19 protein-coding genes are annotated in these 22,281 nt (G+C 53.6%); 12 read left to right on the top strand and 7 right to left on the bottom strand.

Translation table 11 applies throughout. From position 1 onward, the window contains the following. The first annotated feature begins 155 nt into the window (after positions 1-155). Both AEST_RS12035 and AEST_RS12030 read left to right on the top strand, forming a co-directional pair. Positions 156-1,562: a M14 family zinc carboxypeptidase gene (locus AEST_RS12035; protein WP_008609356.1), complete on the top strand. Its 1,407-nt coding sequence runs from the start codon at positions 156-158 to the stop codon at positions 1,560-1,562. 30 nt (positions 1,563-1,592) lie between these two features. Beyond that, the gene (locus tag AEST_RS12030) at positions 1,593-2,429 is read left to right on the top strand and encodes a copper resistance protein NlpE N-terminal domain-containing protein (protein ID WP_008609355.1); all 837 of its coding nucleotides are present in this window, start codon (positions 1,593-1,595) and stop codon (positions 2,427-2,429) included. On the opposite strand, the gene AEST_RS12025 is transcribed toward AEST_RS12030, so the two are convergent. From AEST_RS12025 to AEST_RS12010, 4 genes are read right to left on the bottom strand one after another with little or no spacing between them, the layout of a single operon-like run. After that, positions 2,430-3,596, bottom strand: a complete 1,167-nt coding sequence (locus AEST_RS12025) for an exo-beta-N-acetylmuramidase NamZ family protein (protein ID WP_008609354.1) — start codon at positions 3,594-3,596, stop codon at positions 2,430-2,432. It lies immediately after the preceding gene. Next, the gene (gene murQ / locus AEST_RS12020) at positions 3,593-4,513 is read right to left on the bottom strand and encodes an N-acetylmuramic acid 6-phosphate etherase (RefSeq protein WP_008609353.1); all 921 of its coding nucleotides are present in this window, start codon (positions 4,511-4,513) and stop codon (positions 3,593-3,595) included. The genes AEST_RS12025 and murQ overlap by 4 nt, the downstream gene beginning before the upstream one ends. Beyond that, complete coding sequence (locus tag AEST_RS12015; protein WP_008609352.1) at positions 4,513-5,382, bottom strand: glucosamine kinase nucleotide-binding domain-containing protein; 870 nt, start codon at positions 5,380-5,382, stop codon at positions 4,513-4,515. Before AEST_RS12015 ends, murQ begins: the two co-directional genes overlap by 1 nt. A gap of 11 nt (positions 5,383-5,393) precedes the next feature. After that, the gene (locus tag AEST_RS12010; RefSeq protein ID WP_008609351.1) at positions 5,394-6,989 is read right to left on the bottom strand and encodes a sodium:solute symporter; all 1,596 of its coding nucleotides are present in this window, start codon (positions 6,987-6,989) and stop codon (positions 5,394-5,396) included. 170 nt (positions 6,990-7,159) lie between these two features. On the opposite strand from AEST_RS12010, the gene AEST_RS12005 reads away from it, so the two are divergent. Continuing rightward, positions 7,160-9,028 carry a glycoside hydrolase family 3 protein gene (locus AEST_RS12005; protein WP_008609350.1) on the top strand — a complete coding sequence of 623 codons (1,869 nt, stop codon included), beginning with the start codon at positions 7,160-7,162 and terminating at the stop codon, positions 9,026-9,028. A 1-nt stretch (position 9,029) separates the two neighbouring features. Further along, positions 9,030-10,214 (top strand): acyltransferase family protein, encoded by a 1,185-nt coding sequence (locus AEST_RS12000; RefSeq protein WP_008609348.1) that lies wholly within the window; start codon positions 9,030-9,032, stop codon positions 10,212-10,214. 3 nt (positions 10,215-10,217) lie between these two features. On the opposite strand, the gene AEST_RS11995 is transcribed toward AEST_RS12000, so the two are convergent. The 3 genes from AEST_RS11995 to AEST_RS11985 all read right to left on the bottom strand — a co-directional run bounded on the left by AEST_RS11995 (position 10,218) and on the right by AEST_RS11985 (position 12,410). Beyond that, on the bottom strand, positions 10,218-10,865 hold the full coding sequence (locus AEST_RS11995; RefSeq protein ID WP_008609347.1) for a DUF1294 domain-containing protein: 648 nt from the start codon (positions 10,863-10,865) through the stop codon (positions 10,218-10,220). Positions 10,866-10,920: 55 nt separating this feature from the next. Next, positions 10,921-11,802: a carboxylating nicotinate-nucleotide diphosphorylase gene (gene nadC, locus AEST_RS11990; RefSeq protein ID WP_008609346.1), complete on the bottom strand. Its 882-nt coding sequence runs from the start codon at positions 11,800-11,802 to the stop codon at positions 10,921-10,923. An 89-nt stretch (positions 11,803-11,891) separates the two neighbouring features. Then, positions 11,892-12,410: a retropepsin-like aspartic protease family protein gene (locus tag AEST_RS11985; RefSeq protein ID WP_008609344.1), complete on the bottom strand. Its 519-nt coding sequence runs from the start codon at positions 12,408-12,410 to the stop codon at positions 11,892-11,894. 68 nt (positions 12,411-12,478) lie between these two features. Here AEST_RS11985 and ampD point away from each other — a divergent pair, with 68 nt between their 5' ends. The 8 genes from ampD to AEST_RS11945 all read left to right on the top strand — a co-directional run bounded on the left by ampD (position 12,479) and on the right by AEST_RS11945 (position 22,203). Beyond that, positions 12,479-13,036: a 1,6-anhydro-N-acetylmuramyl-L-alanine amidase AmpD gene (gene ampD / locus AEST_RS11980; protein WP_008609343.1), complete on the top strand. Its 558-nt coding sequence runs from the start codon at positions 12,479-12,481 to the stop codon at positions 13,034-13,036. Beyond that, positions 13,033-14,079, top strand: a complete 1,047-nt coding sequence (ampE, locus tag AEST_RS11975; protein WP_008609337.1) for a regulatory signaling modulator protein AmpE — start codon at positions 13,033-13,035, stop codon at positions 14,077-14,079. The genes ampD and ampE overlap by 4 nt, the downstream gene beginning before the upstream one ends. Before the next feature lie 308 nt (positions 14,080-14,387). After that, positions 14,388-15,146 carry a pyruvate dehydrogenase complex transcriptional repressor PdhR gene (pdhR, locus tag AEST_RS11970; RefSeq protein WP_008609336.1) on the top strand — a complete coding sequence of 253 codons (759 nt, stop codon included), beginning with the start codon at positions 14,388-14,390 and terminating at the stop codon, positions 15,144-15,146. Positions 15,147-15,194: 48 nt separating this feature from the next. Further along, entirely contained in the window at positions 15,195-17,861 is a 2,667-nt protein-coding gene (gene aceE / locus AEST_RS11965; RefSeq protein WP_008609335.1) for a pyruvate dehydrogenase (acetyl-transferring), homodimeric type, read from the top strand. An 11-nt stretch (positions 17,862-17,872) separates the two neighbouring features. Further along, a complete protein-coding gene (gene aceF, locus AEST_RS11960) occupies positions 17,873-19,807 on the top strand; it encodes a pyruvate dehydrogenase complex dihydrolipoyllysine-residue acetyltransferase (protein ID WP_008609334.1) in 1,935 nt (644 codons plus the stop codon). A gap of 165 nt (positions 19,808-19,972) precedes the next feature. Further along, on the top strand, positions 19,973-21,382 hold the full coding sequence (lpdA, locus tag AEST_RS11955) for a dihydrolipoyl dehydrogenase (RefSeq protein WP_039925478.1): 1,410 nt from the start codon (positions 19,973-19,975) through the stop codon (positions 21,380-21,382). Positions 21,383-21,517: 135 nt separating this feature from the next. Continuing rightward, a complete protein-coding gene (gene yafN / locus AEST_RS11950) occupies positions 21,518-21,811 on the top strand; it encodes a type I toxin-antitoxin system antitoxin YafN (RefSeq protein ID WP_008609329.1) in 294 nt (97 codons plus the stop codon). After that, positions 21,808-22,203 (top strand): type II toxin-antitoxin system YafO family toxin, encoded by a 396-nt coding sequence (locus AEST_RS11945; RefSeq protein ID WP_008609328.1) that lies wholly within the window; start codon positions 21,808-21,810, stop codon positions 22,201-22,203. Before yafN ends, AEST_RS11945 begins: the two co-directional genes overlap by 4 nt. Positions 22,204-22,281: the final 78 nt, after the last annotated feature.

The following is a 22,281-nucleotide window of genomic DNA, read 5'->3' as shown; positions in this document are numbered from 1 at the left end:
CCTGGCGCTGACAGTTTCTTTTGTTAAGATTTTATACAGGGGAAACGACGGCGCTGCAAGGCTTGTCTGTCAGACATTTGGTGCTGCCAGGTTATTGTCTTTACAACCTTTTGTATTTGTGCCTGAATAAGTATTGCAGCGGCAAGGGGTTTATTATGAATAAATGGTTACTGATCTTACTCTGGGTGGCTGGCATGACGATGGCACAGGCAACGACACTTGAACATTATCAACCTTACCTGCAACCGGGCTTCGATAAGCCCAGATTGCAACTGGCTGATATTGAACCTTTAATTAAGCAGTATGCCAGCGATCCGGCAGTAACGGTGACCGAGCTGGGCCGCTCGGTGGAAAACCGGCCAATCTATTTACTTAAGCTCGGGCAAGGCAAAAAACGCGTGCTGGCCTGGTCGCAGATGCATGGCGATGAACATACCGCAACCGCTGCCTTATTTGATTTATTGCGCTATACGCTGGCACCGGAGCAACAGGCCTGGCGCGAGCAGTGGTTTTCCGAAATCACCCTGTATCTGGTGCCCATGCTGAACCCTGATGGTGCTGCCCGGAACAGCCGGGTTAATGCCCAGGGCATAGATATTAACCGTGATGCGCTTGCGCTACAGAGTCCGGAAGGCCGCCTGCTGATGCAGCTGGCGCGGCAAATCCAGCCAGATTATGGCTTTAACTTGCATGATCAGAACCGCTTTCATGCCGCAGGTGAGGCCCCGAACCCGGCAACCATTTCACTGCTGGCACCGGCCTATAATGCAGCACGCGACATCAACGACAGCCGCCGGCGTGCGATGCAGCTGATTGCGCATATCAAACCCTGGTTGGATACTCAGATCCCGGAACATCTGGGCCGCTATAACGATACCTGGTCGCCACGCTCCTTTGGCGATACCTTTGCCGGTATGGGCATCAGTACGGTGTTAGTCGAGGCCGGAGGCCATCGTGCCGACGATAATCGCCAGGTGGCACGGCGGCTGAATTTCCAGTTGTATGTGGCCTGGTTAAATGCGATTGCCAGCGGCAGTTATCGTGCGGCCCCACTCAGTGATTATGAAGCGATCCCCTTTAACCGCAGTGGTGGCTTAAAAGATTTGATCCTGAAAAATCTGCAGGTCCGGGTTGCGGACACTGAGGCGGTGCTGGATATCGGCGTGAATTTTCATACCGAAGGCGATAGCTATGCCCGGATCCATGAGCTGGGCGATCTGAGTGGCTATGGCGCCTACCATCTGTTCGACGTGACTGGGCTGCGTTATCAGCAAGGCCGTGCCTATCCGCTGAGCGAGCCATTACTGTTGGATGATCAGCGTTATCAGCAACTACTACGGCAAGGTTATACCCACTTTAGCGGTGACGCCAAATTGCTGCAGCGACAAACCCGGTTACCGGTACTTGTTAATCCGCTGCGGCCAACACAAAGTTCGCCACAGTTGCGGCAAGGTGCGACCTTTTTACTACTGAATAGCCAGGGTGAGGTGGTTCAGGTACTGTTAAACGGCCAGCTGCTACACTTAGCCAACCTGGAATTAAAGAATCCTCTGGGGACTTAGGGCGTTAACTAGCCAAAAAAGGAACTTACTATGCGCAAACCATACCTGTATTTACCACTGTTACTTGCCAGCAGCTTGGTACTTCTGACGGCCTGTTCACCTGAGCCGGCCAACACCACTGTGCAACCGGGAGCCGGCAGCATGCAACTGAGCAGTAATAGCCGTGACTCGCTGGACTGGGCCGGTAGCTATCAGGGGATCTTACCCTGCGCCAGTTGTGAAGGGATTAAAACCACGCTGACGCTAAGCGCCGATGGTCAATTCCAGCTGCAAAGTATTTATCTTGGTGAAGAGCCGGATAATGAATTTAACGAAACGGGGCGTTTTAGCTGGGATACCAGTGGCGGCAAAATCCGGCTGGAGAGCGAAAGTCAGGAAAATCGCTGGTTTCGGGTTGAAGAAAATGCGGTGCGGCAGCTGGATCAGCAGGGCGAGCTGATTACTGGCGACCTGGCCGAGCATTATCGTTTGGCTAAGGTCGCGACAGAGGTGGCAGCGGTGACGGCCGGTGAAGCCGTGCAGCCAGATTTGCTTGACCGCGATTGGCAACTGACAGAGCTGCAGGGGCAGGCAGTGGCTGCCGATAGTGGCGCCTTTATCCATTTTGCGGCCGATGGCAAAGTCTGGGGCCGCTCTGGTTGTAACCGCTTTAGTGGCAGCTGGCAGGGTTCAGCCTATCGGATCCAAGTGGGGCAGCTTGCCGGTACTATGATGGCTTGTGCCGAAGATAAAATGGCACTGGAGCAGGCGTTTTTAGCGCAGCTGGCGCTGGCAGATAATTATACGCTGGCAAATGGCGAGCTGAGCCTGAACAAAGCCCGGATGGCGCCGCTGGCACGCTTTAGCGTAACAGCGGCGGCGGAATAATCATTCCGGATAGAGTAAATACGGTTGGCGTTGCAGCCTGAACTGCTGCAACGCACTTTGCCAGCTATCACGGATCTGTGGCTCACTGTCACCACGTTCAATTTGTAACCGCAACTGATCGGTGCCGGCCAGCTTATCCATAAAGTCCGGCGCCGTGAACATCACTTTGGCGTGGCTGGCAAACAGCTGTTGCCAGCGCATCAGATAGCTCAGGGTTAAGCCGTCTGTGCTGACCTGACGCAGATCTTCACCATAGACTCTTTTATCTTTTAACGGCGGATTTAATGCTGCACCCGGCGTGCTGACCGGGACAAAGCTAAACTCGTCGCTGGCAAACTGATCATAACCCAGCACCTGAAACGGAAAGGGGGTACCGCGCCCGACCGACAGGGGTGTGGCTTCAAAAAAGCCCAGCGAAGGGTAGAGCCGGACCGCCTGGGCATTGGGTAAATTCGGGCTGGGTGGGATTGGTAATTCGTATGGCAGATCGCGCTGATAATTGGCATTTGGGATCACCGTTAACTGCAGCTTTTCCGCATTGGCGATCCACTGCTCGCCTTTGATCATCAGTGCCAGCTCGCCAACCGTCATGCCATGTAACAGCGGGATCGGGTGCATGCCAACAAAGGACTGAAATTTTAGATCCAGTACCGGACCATCCAGATAAGCACCATTCGGGTTTGGCCGGTCCAGGATCAGCATCGCAACCCCGGCAGCGGCGGCAGCCTCCATCATATAGTGCATTGAGCTGATGTAGGTGTAATAGCGCACCCCGACATCCTGAATATCAAAGATCACCAGGTCCAGTTGCTGCAGTAAACTCAGATCCGGTTTTTTACTGGCGCCATACATTGACCAGATCGGCAGGCCGGTGCGGGGATCGCGGCTATCACCGACCCGGGCGCCGGCGTCGTAATCGCCGCGAAAACCATGTTCAGGTGCAAAGATGCCGACCACCTGCACTTGTTGCTGTAACAGGAAATCGACCAGATGCTGTTCGCCGACTCTGGAGGTTTGATTAACCAGTAAGCCCACTTTTTTACCGGCCAGCAGCGGCAAATAGCGCTCCGGTTGCTCGGCACCGGTGCGAATGGCTGCACTGTCAGCCAGCGCCGGCTGGCCACTACATAGCACTAACCATAACAGGACCAATAGCAGCTGTTTCATTGCAGCGCCTCCAGAGCTTTACGCACAAAACCTCCCTCTGCCAGCAGTTGTGCCCGACAGGCCTCGACCGGCTGGCCGCTGAGTAAATGCAATATCGCCAGCTTAGCACTCTGTTCACAACGCGCCAGTGCCTGCTCGGCAGTTGGCTGATCGCAGTCGGTGGCCTGCATCACAATGCGCACGGCGCGCGCCACCAGTTTTTGATTACTGGCATGCAGATCAACCATCAAATTCTGATACACCTTGCCGCTTAACACCATAGCAGCGGTGCTGAGCATATTTAAAATCATTTTCTGGGCGCTACCGGCTTTCATCCGAGTAGAGCCGGTTACCACTTCCGGGCCGACTTCGGCACAGATCGCGATATCAGCGGCCGCCAGAATAGGCGCACCGGCATTGCAACTGATGGCAACGGTTACTGCACCACAGCGGCGGGCGTAGGCCAGGCCGCCCAGTACATAGGGTGTGCGGCCACTGGCGGCGATGCCAACCAGAATATCCTGCGGCTGAAAGCCGATCTGCTGCAGATCCTGCTCCGCCAGTTGCGGATTATCTTCGGCACCTTCGACCGCTTTATAGATGGCATTAGCGCCACCGGCGATCAGGCCAATGACCTGGGAGTCTGGCACGCTATAGGTCGGCGGACATTCAACGGCATCCAGAATGCCGAGCCGGCCACTGGTGCCGGCCCCCAGATAAATCAGCCGGCCACCTTTGGCAAAGGCCTGCACTATCTGTTCTACCGCCTGAGCGATCTGCGGCAGTGCCGGCGTGATGCTGTTGGCTACTTGTTGATCCGCCTGATTAATCAGTTGAACCAGCTGCAGGCTACTGAGCTGATCCAGGTTCCGACTTGCGGTGTTACGTGCTTCTGTGCTCATTGTGGCTAATTGGGCAAGCAAGGTACTGGTACTCATCAGGCCTCCGAAGGTGCAGTTGCTAAGGCCTGTGCCAGCACCAGACCGCCGGTCAGGGCATCGCCGCTGGCGGCTTGTAACCGCTGTTGTAATAAGGGTGACAGCTGCGCCGCGCAGGCGGTTGCCAGCCCGCCCAGCAACACCAGGGGCAAGTCCTGGCCGGCCAGACAGCATAACGCCAGCTGATTAATGGCATCGGCCTGACGGGCCTGCAGGCGTTGGGCTGCCGGCTCACTGGCATATTGGTATACCAGCGGCGCCAGGGCAGCAAAGTCACTGGCCGTTGCTTGTTTCAACCAGGGCAGCAGGCTGGCAGCATCTTTGCCGCAGCGCGCGGCCACTGCCGAGAACAGTGGAGTGAACGGCTTTTGCCAATCCAGTTGCCATAACAGTTCCCGCACCAATTCCCGGCCCAGCCAGGCGCCGCCGCCCTCGTCACCGATATTAAAACCCCAGCCACCTACCTGCAGCTCGGTGCCATCGGCTTCTAAGCGCATCGCTACTGAACCGGTACCGATAGCGACCACCGCCACAGGTTTGCCCTGATTAGCGCCATACAATGAGGTTCGGGCATCGGTGGTGAGTTGCCATCTGGCAAAGGGTAAGGCCAGTTGTTGACTAAAGGCTTTATGCAATGCCGGATTGCCGGCACCGGCCAGACCAATTACCGCGGTGATCCCGGCCGGGCTGATGCCGGCCTGACGACACAGATCCTGTACCAGTGAGCGCACATTAATCAGCGCTTGTTGTAAATCATTGGTCAATTGAGCCGGGCCACTGACGGCTTGCCAGCGCTGACCACTAACCACAGCTTGCAGCACACCGGCTGTTTTGGTACCACCGCCATCGATGGCCAGAAGATACGACATACAGATTCCTCTTAACGGGAGGTTGTCAGCGCATCCGCCGCCACTTTGGCGGGCGAACCACTGACACAAACTAAAAAGGCGACCAGACTACCGAGGCAGAGTTGCCAGGTAAAGCCGAGATCCAGCACGGCCAGCGTTGGGCTGATTTGCTGCAACACATAAGGTTGTAGCACCAAGGTCACGCCAAAGCCGGTTAGCAGCGCCGCAGTTACCGAACGGCTATTGCCGCGACGGGTAAAGAGCGCGGTAAAAAACACGCCAAGTAAACCGCTGTAGGAAAACACCATCACGCTTAACGCAAAGGCCAGCAGCGGCATATCGGAATATTGTTGCCAGTAGTAACACAGCACCGCCATCAGTGACAGCGCCAGGGCAGTGAGCAACATTGCCAGCTGCCCGGCCCGCACCAGATGCCGCTCACTGCCAGCGCTTTGCTGTGCAATACCAGCACTTTGCCGTTTGCGCCACCAGGGAGCATAAAGATCCGCCACCAGTACCGAGGCCATTGAGTTCAGGCCCGAGGTAATGGTCGACAGTGCTGCTGCTATCACGCCCACTACGACCAGACCGCGCAGGCCGGAGGGCAGTTCGTTCAGCACATAGTACATAAAGACCGTAACCTTCTCGCCCTGAAAGCTATCGGCTAACAGGGCGCTGCCCTGATGCAGATCGGCGCGCTGATAAAAGATATACAGCAAAAAGCCAATTAAGATAAAGACCAGCATCACCGGGATCACCAGCAATGCAGAAGAAAGCAGCGCCTTAGCACCTTGCTGCGGGGTTTTGCAGGTCAGCACCCGCTGCGTCATATCCTGATCCAAACCAAAGGCGGCAATATTCAGCAGCACAAAGCCAGTCAGTGCCGACCAGATATTAAAGACGCCACTACTGCTAAAATCGACCGAAAAATCCAACAGCAATAATTTCGAACCGTCCTGCTCCAGCGGATGACGCAGGGCCTCCAGTAATACCGGCCAGGGCAGGCTTAAACTGCTGTACAGATATACCAGCACCACCAGCGCAGCAGTAACATAGACCAAACATTGCAGCGCATCGGTATAGATCACCGAACGGATACCACCCGCCATGGTACACAGCAGGCCAATGCCAGCCAGCAGCGCCACCGAGACCATTACACCACTGGCGTCGATATGGTTAAATAGCAGCATAGATACCGCCAGCGCCGCCATAAATAAGCGGGCACCGCTGGCAAAGACCCGGCCGAATAAGTACATCTGACCGGCATGACTTTTGGCACTGGCACTAAAGCGCTGTTCCAGCAACTCATAGACGGTGGTGACTTTCAGGGCGTAATAGCGCGGGATCAGAAAGCGCATCACAAAGAATGCCGCCAGCACGGCGCCGATATTCGAGGCCAGATAACTCAGGTTGCCGCGAAAGCCCAGATCCGGGCCGCCCAAAAAGGTTGCGGCAGACTGTGAGGTCGCCAGCACTGAAATGGCCACCAGGGCAGCGGGCATGGTGTTGGCACCCAGAAAGTAATCGCTGCTATTTTGCGCCCGCTTTTGATTAACCCACCAGGCAAGCAGGGCGAGCACAAAAAAATAGCTGCAAAAGACCAGCCAATCTACTAAGGTGAGCTGCATAAGCGGCAAGTCCGTGGTTTTACTGGGCCCCGTCAGCTGAGGGGCAGTTTTTAAGCAGCAGTAAAGCATAACTGCTAAGCGATGAACAGTGTAAACTATTCGTGTTTGCGAAAAATTCATGAATAAATTATGTTGGACGACGTTCAACTTTCTACACAGGGGGCACAACTGTGGCGGTAGTAAGCAAAGCTGGCTTAGGTAAATGGCTGGGGAGTGTAATGATGATTTGTAGTCTTGGCGCCAGTAGTCTGACAGAGGCCGCGGCCAAACAAAAAACGCCGCCAGTGCGGCAGATGCTGGGCCAGAAATTAATGCTGGACCTGCGTTATTATTGCGAGCAGCCGGTGGCACCCGGTGCCTGTCGCACTCCGCTAACCCAGTTACCGCCAGCGTTGGCAGAGCTGATCACCCAACATCATATCGGCGGGGTGATCCTGTTTGCCGAGAATCTGCAGGATCCGGAGCAAATCGTTAAACTGAATCTGGATTTACAGCAGGCTGCCGCTAAAGCCGGCGCTTTGCCGTTATTTATTGGAATTGATCAGGAAGGAGGGCGGGTAGCCCGCTTACCACGGCAACAATCCACCTCCTTTAGTGGCAATATGGCGATAGGCGCAACCTTTGCCCAGCATGGCAACCGCTTTGCCACTGAGGTTGGGCAGATCCTGGCCACGGAATTGCTTAGCCTGGGCATTAACGTTAACTTTGCGCCCACTGTTGATGTCAACGTGAATCCACAGAACCCGGTAATCAATGTGCGCTCCTTTGGTGAAGAGCCGCATAAGGTCGCGGTGCTGGGCAGCGCCATGACCAAAGCCATGCAGCAAAAAGGCTTGCTGGTATCACTAAAACATTTCCCCGGTCACGGCGATACCCATGTCGACAGTCATCTCGGTTTACCGCGGGTCGATCACAGTAAAGAGCAGATCGCCCGCGTCGACTTACTGCCTTTTGCCCAGATTATCAAAGAAGCTGCGCCGGCGATGATTATGACCGCGCATATCCAGTTCCCGGCGCTGGATAGCAGTACTTTTAGCAGCAAAAACGGCGAGCAGATGATTAAGCCGGCAACGTTGTCGCGCAGCATCCTGACCGGCGTACTGCGTGAACAGCTGAATTATCAGGGCCTGATTGTGACCGATGCGCTGGATATGGCCGGGATCAGCCATTTCTTTACGGTGCCACAGGCGGTGATTGAAACCTTTGCAGCCGGGGCGGATATTGCCCTGATGCCGGTAAAGCTGCAAAGCCCGGCGGAGCTGGCCAATCTGGCGGCGTTACTTGACGAGCTGGAGGCGGCGGTACAAAGCGGCAAGTTATCGCAGCGCGAACTGCAAGCCTCCTATCAGCGGATAGTGGCCGCCAAGCAGCCGCTGCAAAGCCAGGCCAGGCCGGATGCCCGTTTGGCCCGCACTGTGCTGGCTAATCCGTTACACCGGGCCAGTGAACTGGCATTGGCGCGGGCGGCCGTGACCGTGGTGAAAGGCGAATCCAGCTTGCCGCTGAATTTAACTAATAAAACCACAGTGCTGTTGATGCCGGATCTGAGCAAGGGCACCTTGCTGAAAAATTACCTTAAGCAGCTCGCTCCCAATGCCGGTAACATTGAGCTGATTAGCCTGCAACGGCTGAATTTGGATCAGGCGAAGCAGCAAATTGCCGCCGCCGATCAGGTGATCGCGGGCTTTATTTCACCGATGCAATCGCTGGCGGAGATCGGTGGCATGGATGATTTATCCGGCATTCGCAATCTGGGCGAGGCTTATCAACAACAGCAGCAGTATTTTTTACAACTGCTGCAGTACGGTGCGGCGCTGAAAAAACCGCAGACCTTTGTCAGTCTGCGCTCGCCTTATGAGATCAGCCTGTATGCCCCCTATGCCGAGCGGACACTGGCAACCTATGCCTATCATGGCTGGCAGGATGACGCAGGCAACTGGGTTAGCCCGGTGTATCAGGCATTAGCCGAGGTGTTGTTAGGTCAGAGTAAAGCAACCGGCCGCTTACCGGTGACGCTGGTGGCGCAACCGGAAAACTGAGATGCTATTGCGACACTGTCAGCAGATCTTAACCCAGCAACCGGCCAACCGCATGCTGGCGCTGGATGCGCTGCGCGGGCTGGCGATCCTGGCGATGATACTGGTGAATAATCCGGGCAGCTGGCAGTATGTCTACCCGCCGTTGTTACATGCCGAGTGGCATGGCTGGACGCCCACCGATCTGATTTTCCCGGCTTTTCTGGTAATGGTGGGGATGGCGATCCCCTACAGCCTGGCTGGCCGGCAGCTGCTACCCAAAGCGGAGCTGATCCGCCAGGGCGCCATCCGGGCACTAAAGCTGTATCTGTTGGGGCTGTTTCTGGTGCTGTTTTACTATAATTTCCGTGACCCCAATTACAGCTATCTGCAACAGAAACTGCTGACAGTGCGCTGGTCCGGTGTATTACAACGCATTGGTATTGTCTATTTTTGTACTTTAGTGATTGTGCTGTACAGCGGGACCCGCGGCCGCATTCTGTGGTTAAGCGGGTTATGCCTGTTATATTTTTTGCTGATGCAGTTTGTGCCCTACCGCGATAACTACGGCCATACCTTTGTTGGTTTGTGGGAGCACGGTAACAATCTGGCGGCCTGGCTTGATCATCAGCTGCTGGGGCCAAATCATGTGTATTTTCGTAGCGCCACGCCCTTTGCCTTCGATCCTGAGGGCATTTTGAGCACCCTGCCAGCGATTGCCAGCTGTTTAAGCGGGGTATTAATGGCGCAGCTGCTGCAGAGTCAGGCGGAGCTGGCATTTAAGCTGCGGGTGCTGTTGCTATCCGGTCTGGCGGCGGTTTGGATCGCCGAGCTGGCGCATCCGGCCTTGCCGATTAACAAAATGCTGTGGACACCGACCTTTGTGCTGCTAAGTAGCGGTTTCACTGCGTTAATGCTGGCGCTGTTTCTGTGGTTAACGGAAATGAAGCGCTACCGGCTCTGGACGGCGCCGCTGCTGGTATTTGGTGTTAATGCCATTTTATTCTTTATGCTGGCCGGGGTGGCGGCGCGGGTGTTATCGATGGTACCAGTTGTCGGCACCACGCTGGGTAACTGGCTGTACCGCAGTGCTTTTCAGCCACTGTTTGGTGACTATAACGGCTCGTTAGCCTACGCCATCTGCTTTTTGCTGTTGTCTTATATCGGTATGCTTTACTGCTATCGTCGCGGCTGGATTTTTAAGGTGTAGCAGCTAACTGAATAAGGCCAGCCGGCTTAAAAACTGCTGGCCATGTTGCGACATCAGCCATAACAGTAACAGGCAGTTACCCAGTACCACTAACCAGAACTCCCGCTGAAATAACGCTTTACTGCGCTTATGCGCCAGTTTTTTTTGCGCCACCAGCGCGCCGGGCCAGCCGCCAATCAGACTAAACATTTGCAGACTTTCTTCCGGCAGGCGTTGGGTTTGCCGGGCCACAGCGGCATTTTTATCGGCCTGATACAACCAGTAGGTAAAGAGGCTGGCTTCCAGATATAAGATAGGTAACAGGTAGGGCAGGGTACCGAACAGCAGCGCAATAATCACCAGCATCAAAAAGGCGGCGCGAAAATACAGCGCCACATCCTGGGTATAATCCAAATCAACGCTGCTCAGCCGTGGTAAAGGGTGTTGCCGGGCCGCCGGGTTGGCGCTTAGGATGCTCAGCTGAGTGGCAATAGGCCGGCCCTGTTTATCGGTGCCGATACTAAACTGCAGCTCATCACCTTCAGCCGGGCGGCTTTTACTGTCGGTAAAATCCCGGATATGAAAAAACAGCTTCTGCTCAGTTTGCTGACACAGCAAAAAGCCGAAGCCCTTTTTATCCTGCCAGAATACTACCTTACCTGTCAGCTGCATCTGCCACACTCCCGGCGCACCCAAGGTTTAAGTGTAGCAGAGCACGGGCGCATTCTTAGCCTCTTTGCTGTAAGCGCATCGATAAATCGATGGCCTGGACATGCTTGGTCAAGGCGCCACTGGAGATAAAATCGACACCGGTCGCCGCCAGTTCACTAAGCCGCTCACTGGTAATATTGCCCGATACTTCCAGCTTAGCCCGGCCCTGATTTAGCAGCACCGCCTGACGGATCTCCGGCGTAGCGAAATTATCCAGCATAATAATATCGGCGCCGGCAGTCAGCGCCTGTTTCAGCTCGTCCAGGTTTTCCACTTCCACCTCGACCGGCTTGCCGGGAAAGTTTTGCCGCGCCTGCTGCACCGCCTGACTGATTGAGCCGGCCGCTGCGATATGATTTTCTTTAATTAAAAAGGCGTCAAACAGCCCAAAACGATGATTCAGGCCACCGCCACAGCTAACGGCATATTTCTGGGCAAAGCGTAAGCCGGGTAGGGTTTTACGGGTATCCAGCAGCCGGGTGTTGCTGCCTTCCAGGTAGCGCACATAATAGGCAGTGGTGGTGGCCGTACCGCTTAGCAGTTGCAGAAAATTCAGCGCGGTACGCTCACCGGTGAGCAGCGCTCTTGCCGGTCCTTGCAGGGTACAGATCAGACTATTTGCACTTAAGCGGTCACCGTCAGTGGCGTGCCACTGAATGCTGACCTGATTACCCAGCTGCAGGAAGACTTCATTAACAAAGCCGCTGCCGCACAGCACACAGTCTTCGCGGGTAATAATGGTTGCCACCGCCTGCTGGCTGGCCGGGATCAGAGAAGCGGTAATATCGCCAAGCTCAGCGTTTTGCTGGCCAAGATCTTCAGCCAGGGCAGCCGCAACAGCGCGGCGCAGCTCATCGGCTAACAAAGGATGCTGAAAAGGGGTAACAGGGCTACTCATGGTTTAGGTCACTATCCGGTTTAGAAAAGGGTATACAACGCCGAAGCTGAATGCGACTTGAACAATCTGACTTGAGCAATGCGATGCGGCTACAAACGTTGGATCAGCGTTAACTGATTTCCTTGCTGGCGAAATTCTAACTGTTTTAGGGCGCTCATACCTAACAAAATCTCAGTGCCACCTAAATTTGGCACTATGCTGGCCGGTACCTGATACAGCACAATATCGCCCAGCTGCAGCTCGGCGATTTCACTGCGCCAGGCGTTACTGATGCCATTGGCAGTGGCGACCCGAATTGGCTGGCCCTTTTGCATGCCAAGTAAGGCCGCACTGCGCTCTGAGACCGCGACTGTGGTTGCGCCGGTATCCAGTAAAAATTCGGCACGCTGACCGTTAATCAGTGCCACGCCGAGATAATGGCCGGCCCGATTGCGGGTTAGCTGGGTAATAATTTCGCCATTACCGCGGCTGCTTTGCAGTTGCTGATTCGGGTTTTGCTGCTTTGCCAGATAATCCTGAAAGAACCAGAACAGCACAACCAGCAGCACTATCCAGGCCAGGATATGAAAGATCCGACCAAAGGAAGAACTGACTTCAGGTGCTTGCATAAAAGATCCCCAGCATCGACAATAGGCTTACAGTGTACTAAGACCAGAGCGCTACGGCAAAATTCCCGATGATTGCAGCCAAGCCACCGCTGATCCTCCGCCTCAGCGCGCATTTTGATGAGCGTCCTGACCCCACCGATATCAGTTTACTGGTGATCCACAATATCAGTTTACCCGCCGGTGAATTTGCGGCCCGCCCGGAGCAGAGTTATGTCGATGCGCTATTTTGCGGCCAGCTGGATTGCAGCGCGCATCCGAGTTTCAGTGACTTAGCCAACCTCAGAGTCGCGGCGCATTGTGTGATCTGGCGCGATGGTCAGATCTTTCAGTATGTGCCGTTTGAAAAACGCGCCTGGCATGCCGGTGTCAGCCAGTTTGCTGGTCGCGAACGCTGTAATGACTTTTCGATCGGTATTGAGTTAGAGGGCACCGACAATATACCCTATACTGAACAACAATATAGCAGCTTGCTTCAGCTAAGCCGTTATTTGTTGGCGCAGTACCCTGCCATCACCGCGGAGCGGATTGTTGGCCATTGCGATATCGCGCCCGGTCGCAAAACTGACCCCGGCCCGGCTTTTGATTGGGCCCGCTATAAAACGGCGCTAAAGGAGAACAAGGCATGACCCTGATAAGTATGTTACTGGCATTAATTATTGAGCGACTGGCGGTGCGTAGTGACGCCTGGCAAGCCCGCCCTTATTGTCAGGCCTATCTGAAACTGACCGCTGGTTCCGGCCTGAAACAACTGGCTGAGCATCAATATGGCCGTTACCTGTGGATCCTGCTGCCCGGCCTGCTGGTGGCCGTATTACTGCATCTGCTGGATAACCGCCTGCTGACATTAGTAGTGAATACACTGGTGCTGCTGGTGGGGATTGGTTGCTGGCATTACCGGCAGTTGTATAAACAGTATTTAAATGCCCAGGAGCGCGGCGATGCCGAGGCGGCGCACCTGGCCATGCAGCAGATCAGTCAGGATAGCCGCAGTACGGTAGACAGCAGTCAGGGGCTAACCCTGGTTTGGTTAAACTTCCGCTATTATGCCGCTGTGGTGTTTTGGTTCTTAATTCTGGGCGCCTTTGGGGTGATTACCTATGCCTTGCTCCGGCATCTGAATGAACAAACCGCAACCGAACAAGCGGCAGCGGCTAAGGTGGTAGACGAGCACAGCGATCCGCTGGCAGAAAGTGAAACTGCTGCGGGCTACAGTGCGGATTACAGCCAAACTGACTACAGCACTGCCGATGATATCAGTGCTGACAGCAATGGCGCTGATAACAGTGCTGAGCCGGTCACTATGGATGCTGCTATCGACAGCGATACCGAGAGTCTGAGTGCTGAGCCAGTGTCAGCGCCCGCCGCCAGGGATGCGCTTAATTGCATGCTGCATTGGGCAGACTGGTTCCCAGCACGGCTATTTGGTTTGGGTTTTGCGCTGGTGGGACATTTCTCCCGCGCCTCGAATGCCTTGCTCGGTTACTTTTTGGATTTTACCGCCAGCAACGAACAGGTGGTAAAGGATGTGGCGCGTGCCGCTGAACCCTTACCGGAAGAAGTCGTAAACGGTATTGAAGATACCAGCAGCATGGTACAACTGGCCAAACGCAATATGCTGTTCTTCCTGGCCTTTACCGCGATTTTAACGTTAACCGGTTGGTTGGGTTAGAACAGGCAGCGGGAATTTTCTCATAATAAGGCGCCGTTTGGCGCCTTATTTCTTGCTCATAACAAGGCATAGTAAACATTTTGCGCAATTGGTCAGACCAATTTATTTCAGTATTGAAATATTTGCCAATTATTGAGTAATTACTCTAACAAAATCGCGCTTGCCAGCCCCGAAAAATTCTGCTTTATTTACAAGCTGTGCAGAAAATGCTAGCCTGCTGCCCAAATGTTGAAAATTGGTAAGACCAATTTACCGGGCGCAAAATTGTAGCTAGCCTGGCGTGCAAATAAAGGATCTCTGCCACTCATATGGCTGATTTAAAAATTAAGCCTGCCAAATTATCCGACCAGATAGTGGCGCAGCTGGAACATTTACTACTGGAGGGCAGCTTTAAGCCTGGCCAGAAGCTACCTTCAGAGCGCGAGCTGGCTGAGCGCTTTGCGGTATCGCGTCCATCGCTGCGTGAAGCTATCCAAAAGCTGGAAGCCAAGGGCCTAGTCAACCGGCGCCAGGGGGGGGGGACTTACGTCTGCGACAATATGGTCAAGCAGCTGACTGACCCGCTGTTTATGCTGCTGGCGCAATATCCGGACTCGCAGTTCGACTTTCTGGAATTTCGCCACGCGCTGGAAGGCATTTGCGCCTATTACGCGGCATTGCGTGGCACTGAAGCCGATCATAAAAAGATTAAAGCCTCGTACGAGGATATCTGCCTGCAGCAGCAGTTGCAGGACAGTGATGCCGAAGCCAAAGCCGTGACCCAGTTTTATCTGGCGGTGGCGGAAGCGTCACACAATATCGTGTTGTTACATCTGGTCAGAAGCCTGACGCCGCTGACCGAACAGAATATCCGCTTAAACTTAGCCGCCTTGCAACAGCGTGACGGCTACGCCGACAAATTAAATGAGCATCGGCGCCGGTTAATGCAGGCGGTAATTAGCAGGGAGCCCGAACTGGCCCGTCAGGCCAGTAACGGGCATTTAGCTTATATAGAAGAAGCTTTGCTGGAAGTGAGCAAAGAGCGCTCCCGTATTGAGCGCTCGTTGCGACGGTCGCAGCAGGCATAATTATTTTTGCAGCACGCCTCGGCGTGATTAACCAAAGGAAACCTCGATATGTCTGAAGTCAGTAAGGTTGACATCGACGCTCTGGAAACCAAAGAGTGGCTGGAAGCGTTGGAGTCGGTGGTGCGTACCGAAGGGGTAGAGCGGGCGCAGTTTTTGCTGGAGCAGGTACTGGAGCAGGCCCGGCTGGAAGGCGTCGATATGCCGACCGGTGTCACCACCAACTACATCAATACTATTCCACCGCAACAAGAGCCGGCCTATCCGGGCGATGTGAACCTGGAGCGGCGTATTCGCTCGGTGATCCGCTGGAACGCCATAATGATCGTGCTGCGTGGCTCGAAAAAAGATCTGGAACTGGGTGGCCATATGGCGTCGTTCCAGTCTTCTGCCGCCTTCTATGAAACCTGCTTTAACCACTTCTTCCGCGCGCCGAACGAAAAAGACGGCGGCGACTTGGTGTACTATCAGGGTCATATTTCACCGGGTATCTATGCCCGTGCCTTTGTTGAAGGCCGTTTAACCGCCGAGCAGCTGGATAACTTCCGCCAGGAAGTGGATGGTAAGGGCCTGTCGAGCTACCCGCACCCGAAACTGATGCCGGAATTCTGGCAATTTCCGACCGTTTCTATGGGTTTAGGCCCAATTACCGCCATTTATCAGGCGCGTTTCTTAAAGTACTTAAATGGTCGTGGTTTAAAAGACACCAGCGCGCAGCGCGTTTATGCCTTCCTCGGTGACGGTGAGATGGACGAGCCGGAATCACGCGGTGCCATTTCGTTTGCGGCCCGTGAAAAACTGGGCAACCTGTGCTTCCTGGTCAACTGTAACCTGCAGCGCCTTGATGGCCCGGTAATGGGTAACGGTAAGATTATCCAGGAACTGGAAGGGTTATTCCGCGGCGCCGGCTGGAACGTGATCAAAGTGGTGTGGGGCCGTGGTTGGGACAAGCTGCTGGCCAAGGATACCACCGGTAAGTTACTGCAGCTGATGAACGAAACCGTAGACGGTGACTACCAGACGTACAAAGCCAAAGATGGCGCCTATGTACGCGAGCATTTCTTTGGCCGTTACCCGGAAACGGCGGCACTGGTTGCCGACATGACCGACGAAGAGATCTTCGCCTTAAAACGCGGCGGTCATGAACCATCGAAGCTGTATGCGGCCTTTAAAGCAGCCCAGGCCTGCACCGATAAGCCAACGGTTATTCTGGCGAAAACCGTTAAAGGTTACGGCATGGGTGACGCCGCCGAAGGTAAGAACATTGCGCACCAGGTCAAGAAGATGGACCTGACGCATGTTAAGCAACTGCGTACCCGCCTGGGTTTAGAAGACTATATCAGCGAAGAGCAGGTTGCCGATTTACCTTATATCAAGCTGCCAGAAGGCTCGCCAGAACTGCAATATCTGCATGATCGCCGTAAAGCCTTACATGGCTATACGCCGGTGCGCTTGCCGAAGTTCAGCGAAACTCTGACACTGCCAGAGCTGTCGGCCTTTGATTCGCTGCTGGAAGAGCAAAAGCGCGAAATATCCACTACGCTGGCTTATGTGCGGGCGCTGAATATCCTGCTGAAAGATCAGCATATTGGTCAGCGTATCGTGCCAATTATTGCCGACGAAGCCCGTACCTTTGGTATGGAAGGCTTATTCCGTCAGATCGGTATCTATAACCCGCATGGTCAGAACTATACGCCGGAAGACCGCTCAGTAGTGTCTTACTACAAAGAAGATACCGCGGGTCAGGTACTGCAAGAGGGTATCAACGAGCTGGGTGCCATGTCGTCCTGGGTAGCGGCGGCAACCTCGTATAGCACCAATGATCTGCCGATGATCCCGTTCTATATCTATTATTCGATGTTCGGCTTCCAGCGCGTTGGCGATATGGCCTGGCTGGCGGGTGACCAGCAGGCGCGTGGTTTCCTGTTAGGTGCCACCGCCGGTCGTACCACGCTAAATGGTGAAGGCTTACAGCACGAAGATGGTCACAGCCATATTCTGGCCAGCACAGTACCGAACTGTATTTCTTATGATCCGACCTATGCCTATGAGCTGGCGGTGATTCTACAAGACGGTATCCGTCGTATGTATGGTCCGGAGCAGGAAAATATCTATTACTACATTACCTTAATGAACGAAAGCTACCATCATCCGGCCATGCCAAAGGGAGCTGAAGAAGGTATCCGCAAAGGTATTTATAAGCTGGAGTCGTACAACGGTGGTCGCGGTAAGGTGCAGTTACTGGGCTCAGGTACCATCCTGAACGAAGTACGCAAAGCGGCTGATATTCTGAGTAAAGACTATGATGTCGCTTCAGATGTGTACTCTGTGACTTCCTTTAACGAGCTGGCGCGCGATGGTCAGGATTGCGAGCGTTTCAATATGCTGCATCCGGAAGCGGCCGAAAAGGTACCATTTGTGGCGCAGGTGCTGAACAAGGCGCCGGCGATTGCAGCCACCGACTATATGAAAAACTACGCCGAACAGATCCGTGCCTTTATCCCGGCCAATAGCTACAAGGTACTGGGTACCGACGGTTACGGTCGCTCGGATAGCCGCGAAAACCTGCGTCGCCATTTTGAAGTTAACGCCGGCTATATCGTGGTAGCAGCGCTAAACGAACTGGCGAAGCAAGGCGAGCTGAAAAAAGCGGTAGTGGCCGAAGCGATTAAGAAATTTGGCATTGACGCCGACAAAACCAACCCGCTGTACGCATAAGAGGATTTGTCATGACGATTGAAATTAAAGTACCAGATATTGGTACCGATGAAGTAGAAGTGACCGAGATCCTGGTAAAGGTGGGTGACGTTGTTGCTGCCGACCAGTCGCTGTTAAGCGTAGAAGGTGACAAGGCTTCAATGGAAGTACCCGCTGCCGTGGCCGGCACAGTGCAGGAAATTAAGGTTAAGGTAGGCGATAAAGTTAAAACCGGTAGCCTGATTATGGTCTTTGCCGGTGATGGTGCCGAAGCCAAAACCGAAGCCAAGGCTGCACCAGCGCCAGCAGCCCCGGCACCCGCAGCAGCGGCCAGTGCCGAGGTAACAAGCGCCGAGGTAAAAGAAGTGCAGGTGCCGGATATCGGTGGCGATGAAGTCGAAGTCACCGAGATTATGGTTAAGGTTGGCGATAGCGTCACGGCCGATCAGTCATTGCTCAGCGTCGAAGGTGACAAGGCCTCGATGGAAGTGCCAGCGCCGTTCGCCGGTGTGGTAAAAGAAATTAAGGTGCAAACTGGTAGCAAGGTGAAAACCGGCAGCCTGATCATGCTGTTCGACGTTGCCGGCAGCGGCAAAGCGCCGGCCGCTGCGGCTCCAGCCAGTGCTCCGGCTGCGGCTGCGCCGGCTCCTGCCAGCACAGAGCAAAAAGACGTTAAGGTACCAGATATCGGTGGCGACGAAGTTGAAGTGACCGAGATTATGGTCAAGGTGGGCGATACCGTTGCGGCTGATCAGTCACTGCTTAGCGTTGAAGGTGACAAGGCCTCGATGGAAGTGCCAGCGCCGTTCGCCGGTGTGGTAAAAGAAATTAAGGTACAAACCGGTAGCAAGGTGAAAACCGGCAGCCTGATTATGGTATTCGAAGTGGCTGGTGCCGCCAAAGCGGCCGCGCCTGCCGCTGCCAGTGCAGCTGCTACCACTGCTACCGCACCAACAGCTAGCGCCAGCCCAGCGGCTGCGCCAGCAACAACGGCAGCGGCTGATGGCTTTGTGGCCAATAGTGCCTATGCTCATGCTTCGCCGGTGATCCGCCGCTTAGCGCGTGAGTTTGGCATTAACCTGGCCAAGGTAACAGGCACTGGCCGTAAAGGCCGCATCGTGAAAGAAGACGTGCAAAACTACGTGAAGCAGTTAGTGAAGCAGGTAGAAAGCGGTGCGGCACCGGCTGCTGCCTCAGCCTCTACCGGTGGTAACAATATGGGCTTTGACTTACTGGCCTGGCCAAAAGTCGATTTTGCCAAGTTTGGTGCCGTAGAAGAGAAACCGCTGTCACGGATCCAGAAAATCTCTGGTGCCAATCTGCATCGCAACTGGGTACGCATTCCGCATGTCACCCAGTTTGACGAAGCCGATATCACTGGCCTGGAAGACTTCCGCAAAGAGCAGAATGCGCTGGCGGATAAGAAAAAGATGGGCGTTAAATACACCCCGCTGGTCTTTATTATGAAAGCGGTGGCCAAGGCGCTGGAAGAGTTCCCAACCTTTAACAGCTCTTTATCAGAAGATGGCGCCAGCCTGATCCTGAAAAAGTATGTGCATTTAGGCATTGCCGTTGATACGCCAAATGGCCTGGTGGTGCCGGTAGTACGGGATGTTAACAAAAAAGGCATTATCGAATTATCCCGCGAGCTGCAGGACATTTCGGTGAAGGCGCGCGAAGGTAAACTGACTGCCAGCGATATGCAGGGCGGCTGCTTTACTATCTCCAGCCTGGGTGGCATCGGCGGTACTGCTTTTACCCCTATTGTTAACGCGCCGGAAGTGGCCATTTTGGGTGTCTCGAAATCTGACATCAAACCAAAATGGAATGGCAAAGAGTTTGAGCCTAAGCTGATGCTGCCGTTATCGGTATCCTACGACCATAGGGTAATTGACGGTGCTCTGGCGGCGCGCTTTACTGCCACCTTAGCCAGTTATCTGGCCGACATCCGGCAAATTATTATGTAAAAAAGCCATTACGCCACGAAAAGTGGCGTAATTTTCACTCAGCCATGCAATCTATGGTTACAGAGCGGCGGCTCTGATGTTAAAATTCCGCCAATTTTTTCGCCTGACAGCCCTTGCCCTACACTTGGCTGTTGGAAAAATTTACTGATGATAAAAGGTAAAATGATGAGCAACGAAATCAAAACCCAAGTGGTAGTGCTGGGCGCAGGCCCTGGCGGTTACTCTGCAGCCTTCCGTGCCGCAGACTTAGGCTTAGAAGTAACACTGGTTGAAGCACGCAGCACCTTAGGTGGCGTGTGCTTAAACGTGGGTTGTATCCCATCTAAAGCACTGCTGCACGTTGCAAAAGTGATCGACGATGCCAAAGAAATGGCCTCACACGGCGTAACCTTTGGCGCACCGGAAATTGATTTAGATAAAATCCGTGCCTGGAAAGACAAGGTAATTGGTCAGCTGACCAACGGCCTGGGCGGCATGGCGAAAATGCGTAAAGTTAAGGTAGTTAACGGCTACGGTAAATTTACCGGCGCGAACACCTTACAGGTTGGCGATACTACCATTACCTTCGAACACGTTATTATTGCAGCCGGTTCAGAGCCAGTGGCGCTGCCATTTATTCCAAAAGATGACCGCGTAATCGACTCTACCGGCGCGCTGGAATTAAAAGATATCCCAGGCGAAATGCTGGTATTAGGTGGTGGTATTATCGGCCTGGAAATGGGTACTGTATACCGTGCGCTGGGTTCTAAAGTATCAGTAGTAGAATTTGCTGATCAGTTAGTACCAGCCGCTGATGCCGATATCGTTAAAGCCTACACCAAGTACAACAGCAAAAACTTCAATATTATGCTGTCAACCAAGGTAACAGCAGTAGAAGCCAAGAAAGATGGTTTATATGTGACGTTTGAAGGCAAAAACGCCCCGGCTAACCCGGTACGTTACGACAAGATCTTAGTTGCGGTTGGCCGTAAGCCAAACGGCAACCTGTTAGACGCGGCGAAAGCCGGTGTTAACGTCGATGAGCGTGGCTTTATCAATGTTGATAAGCAACTGCGCACCAACGTACCGCATATCTATGCTATCGGTGACGTGATCGGCCAGCCAATGTTAGCGCACAAAGCGGTACACGAAGGCCACGTAGCGGCTGAAGTGATCTCTGGCTTAAAGCACTTTTTCGATCCACGCTGCATTCCATCAGTAGCCTATACCGATCCAGAAATGGCTTGGGTGGGTGTCACCGAGAAAGAAGCAAAAGAGAAGGGCATCGCAGTAGAAACCGCTACCTTCCCATGGGCAGCCTCTGGCCGCGCTATCGCCTCAGCCCGCACTGAAGGCTTCACTAAGTTAATTTTCGACAAAGAAACCCACCGCATTTTAGGTGGCGCCATTGTTGGTATTAACGCCGGTGAAATGCTGGGCGAGATCTGCTTAGCAGTAGAAATGGGTGCCGACGCCGAAGATATCGCGTTAACCATCCACGCTCACCCAACGCTAAACGAGTCTATCGGCTTAGCAGCAGAGATCTACGAAGGTTCTATCACCGACCTGCCAAATCCAAAAGCGAAGAAGAAGTAATTTTTCTGAGTTTTGATAAGACAAAGGCCGCGAATGCGGCCTTTGTTGTTTTTGTCAGCTTGTAATCTGCCGGGCTAAGTATCATACTATCAGAGTGCTAAATTATGTACATGACTATGTACTTTGAGGTGTTGTATGGCGTCACATGCTATTTTGGCGGAAAAAGCAGTTTCGGTATCGGAAGCCCGCAAAAACTTGAGCCAGTACTTTACTGATGAGCCAGTGGCGGTGTTATCTAATAACAAGCCAACAGGCTATATGCTAAGTGCTGAGTTATACGAAAAAATGCTGCGGATTATTGAAGCATCAGGCGTTGCTGAACCCGGTTTATTTCGACCTGGTGCGGCAAGGCTAAAAGAGATTAGCCGTCTTAGCGAACAGTTGTTGTTAGAGGCAGATGCAGCTAAGTTGGGTGAATTTAGCGAGTGATTCGGGTTTTTACCAGTAAGCTATTGGTTGAAGCGCTGACGCCAGAGGAACGGCAGGCGTTAATTGCCGACTTTAAGCAATATAAAGCCGGGATCTTGCCTGCGGCGTTTGGCAAAGATGTGCCCTACGATCATGCTTTTAACCTTGATGTAATTAAACAGGAGCAAGTTAGGCATATTCACTTAGCTGAAAGCAGCGTCGGCTTCCCGGTATTACTTACTCAGATGAAACGAACCAGTGATACCCATCTGGCGTATTGTCGAGGCTTTCGTAACGATAACTGCTATCTACTGATGGCGATTCTGCAACCCAACGCGCATCAGCTGGCAAGGTCAAACCAAGTGATGTATCAACTTGGCGTAATGGCACAATTGTTCCGGCAAAAATTTTAAAGCTAGCTGGATCCCGAGAAACCCACAGCAAAATGCTGGAACAGCTGTAACCCTGGGTAACTTGTCCAATTAGGCGAA

The organism is Alishewanella aestuarii B11 (assembly GCF_000280055.1).
Taxonomy (GTDB): Bacteria; Pseudomonadota; Gammaproteobacteria; order Enterobacterales; family Alteromonadaceae; genus Alishewanella; species Alishewanella aestuarii.
Note: the sequence above shows the minus strand (reverse complement) of the source record. Positions and strands in the feature narration are given on the sequence as shown.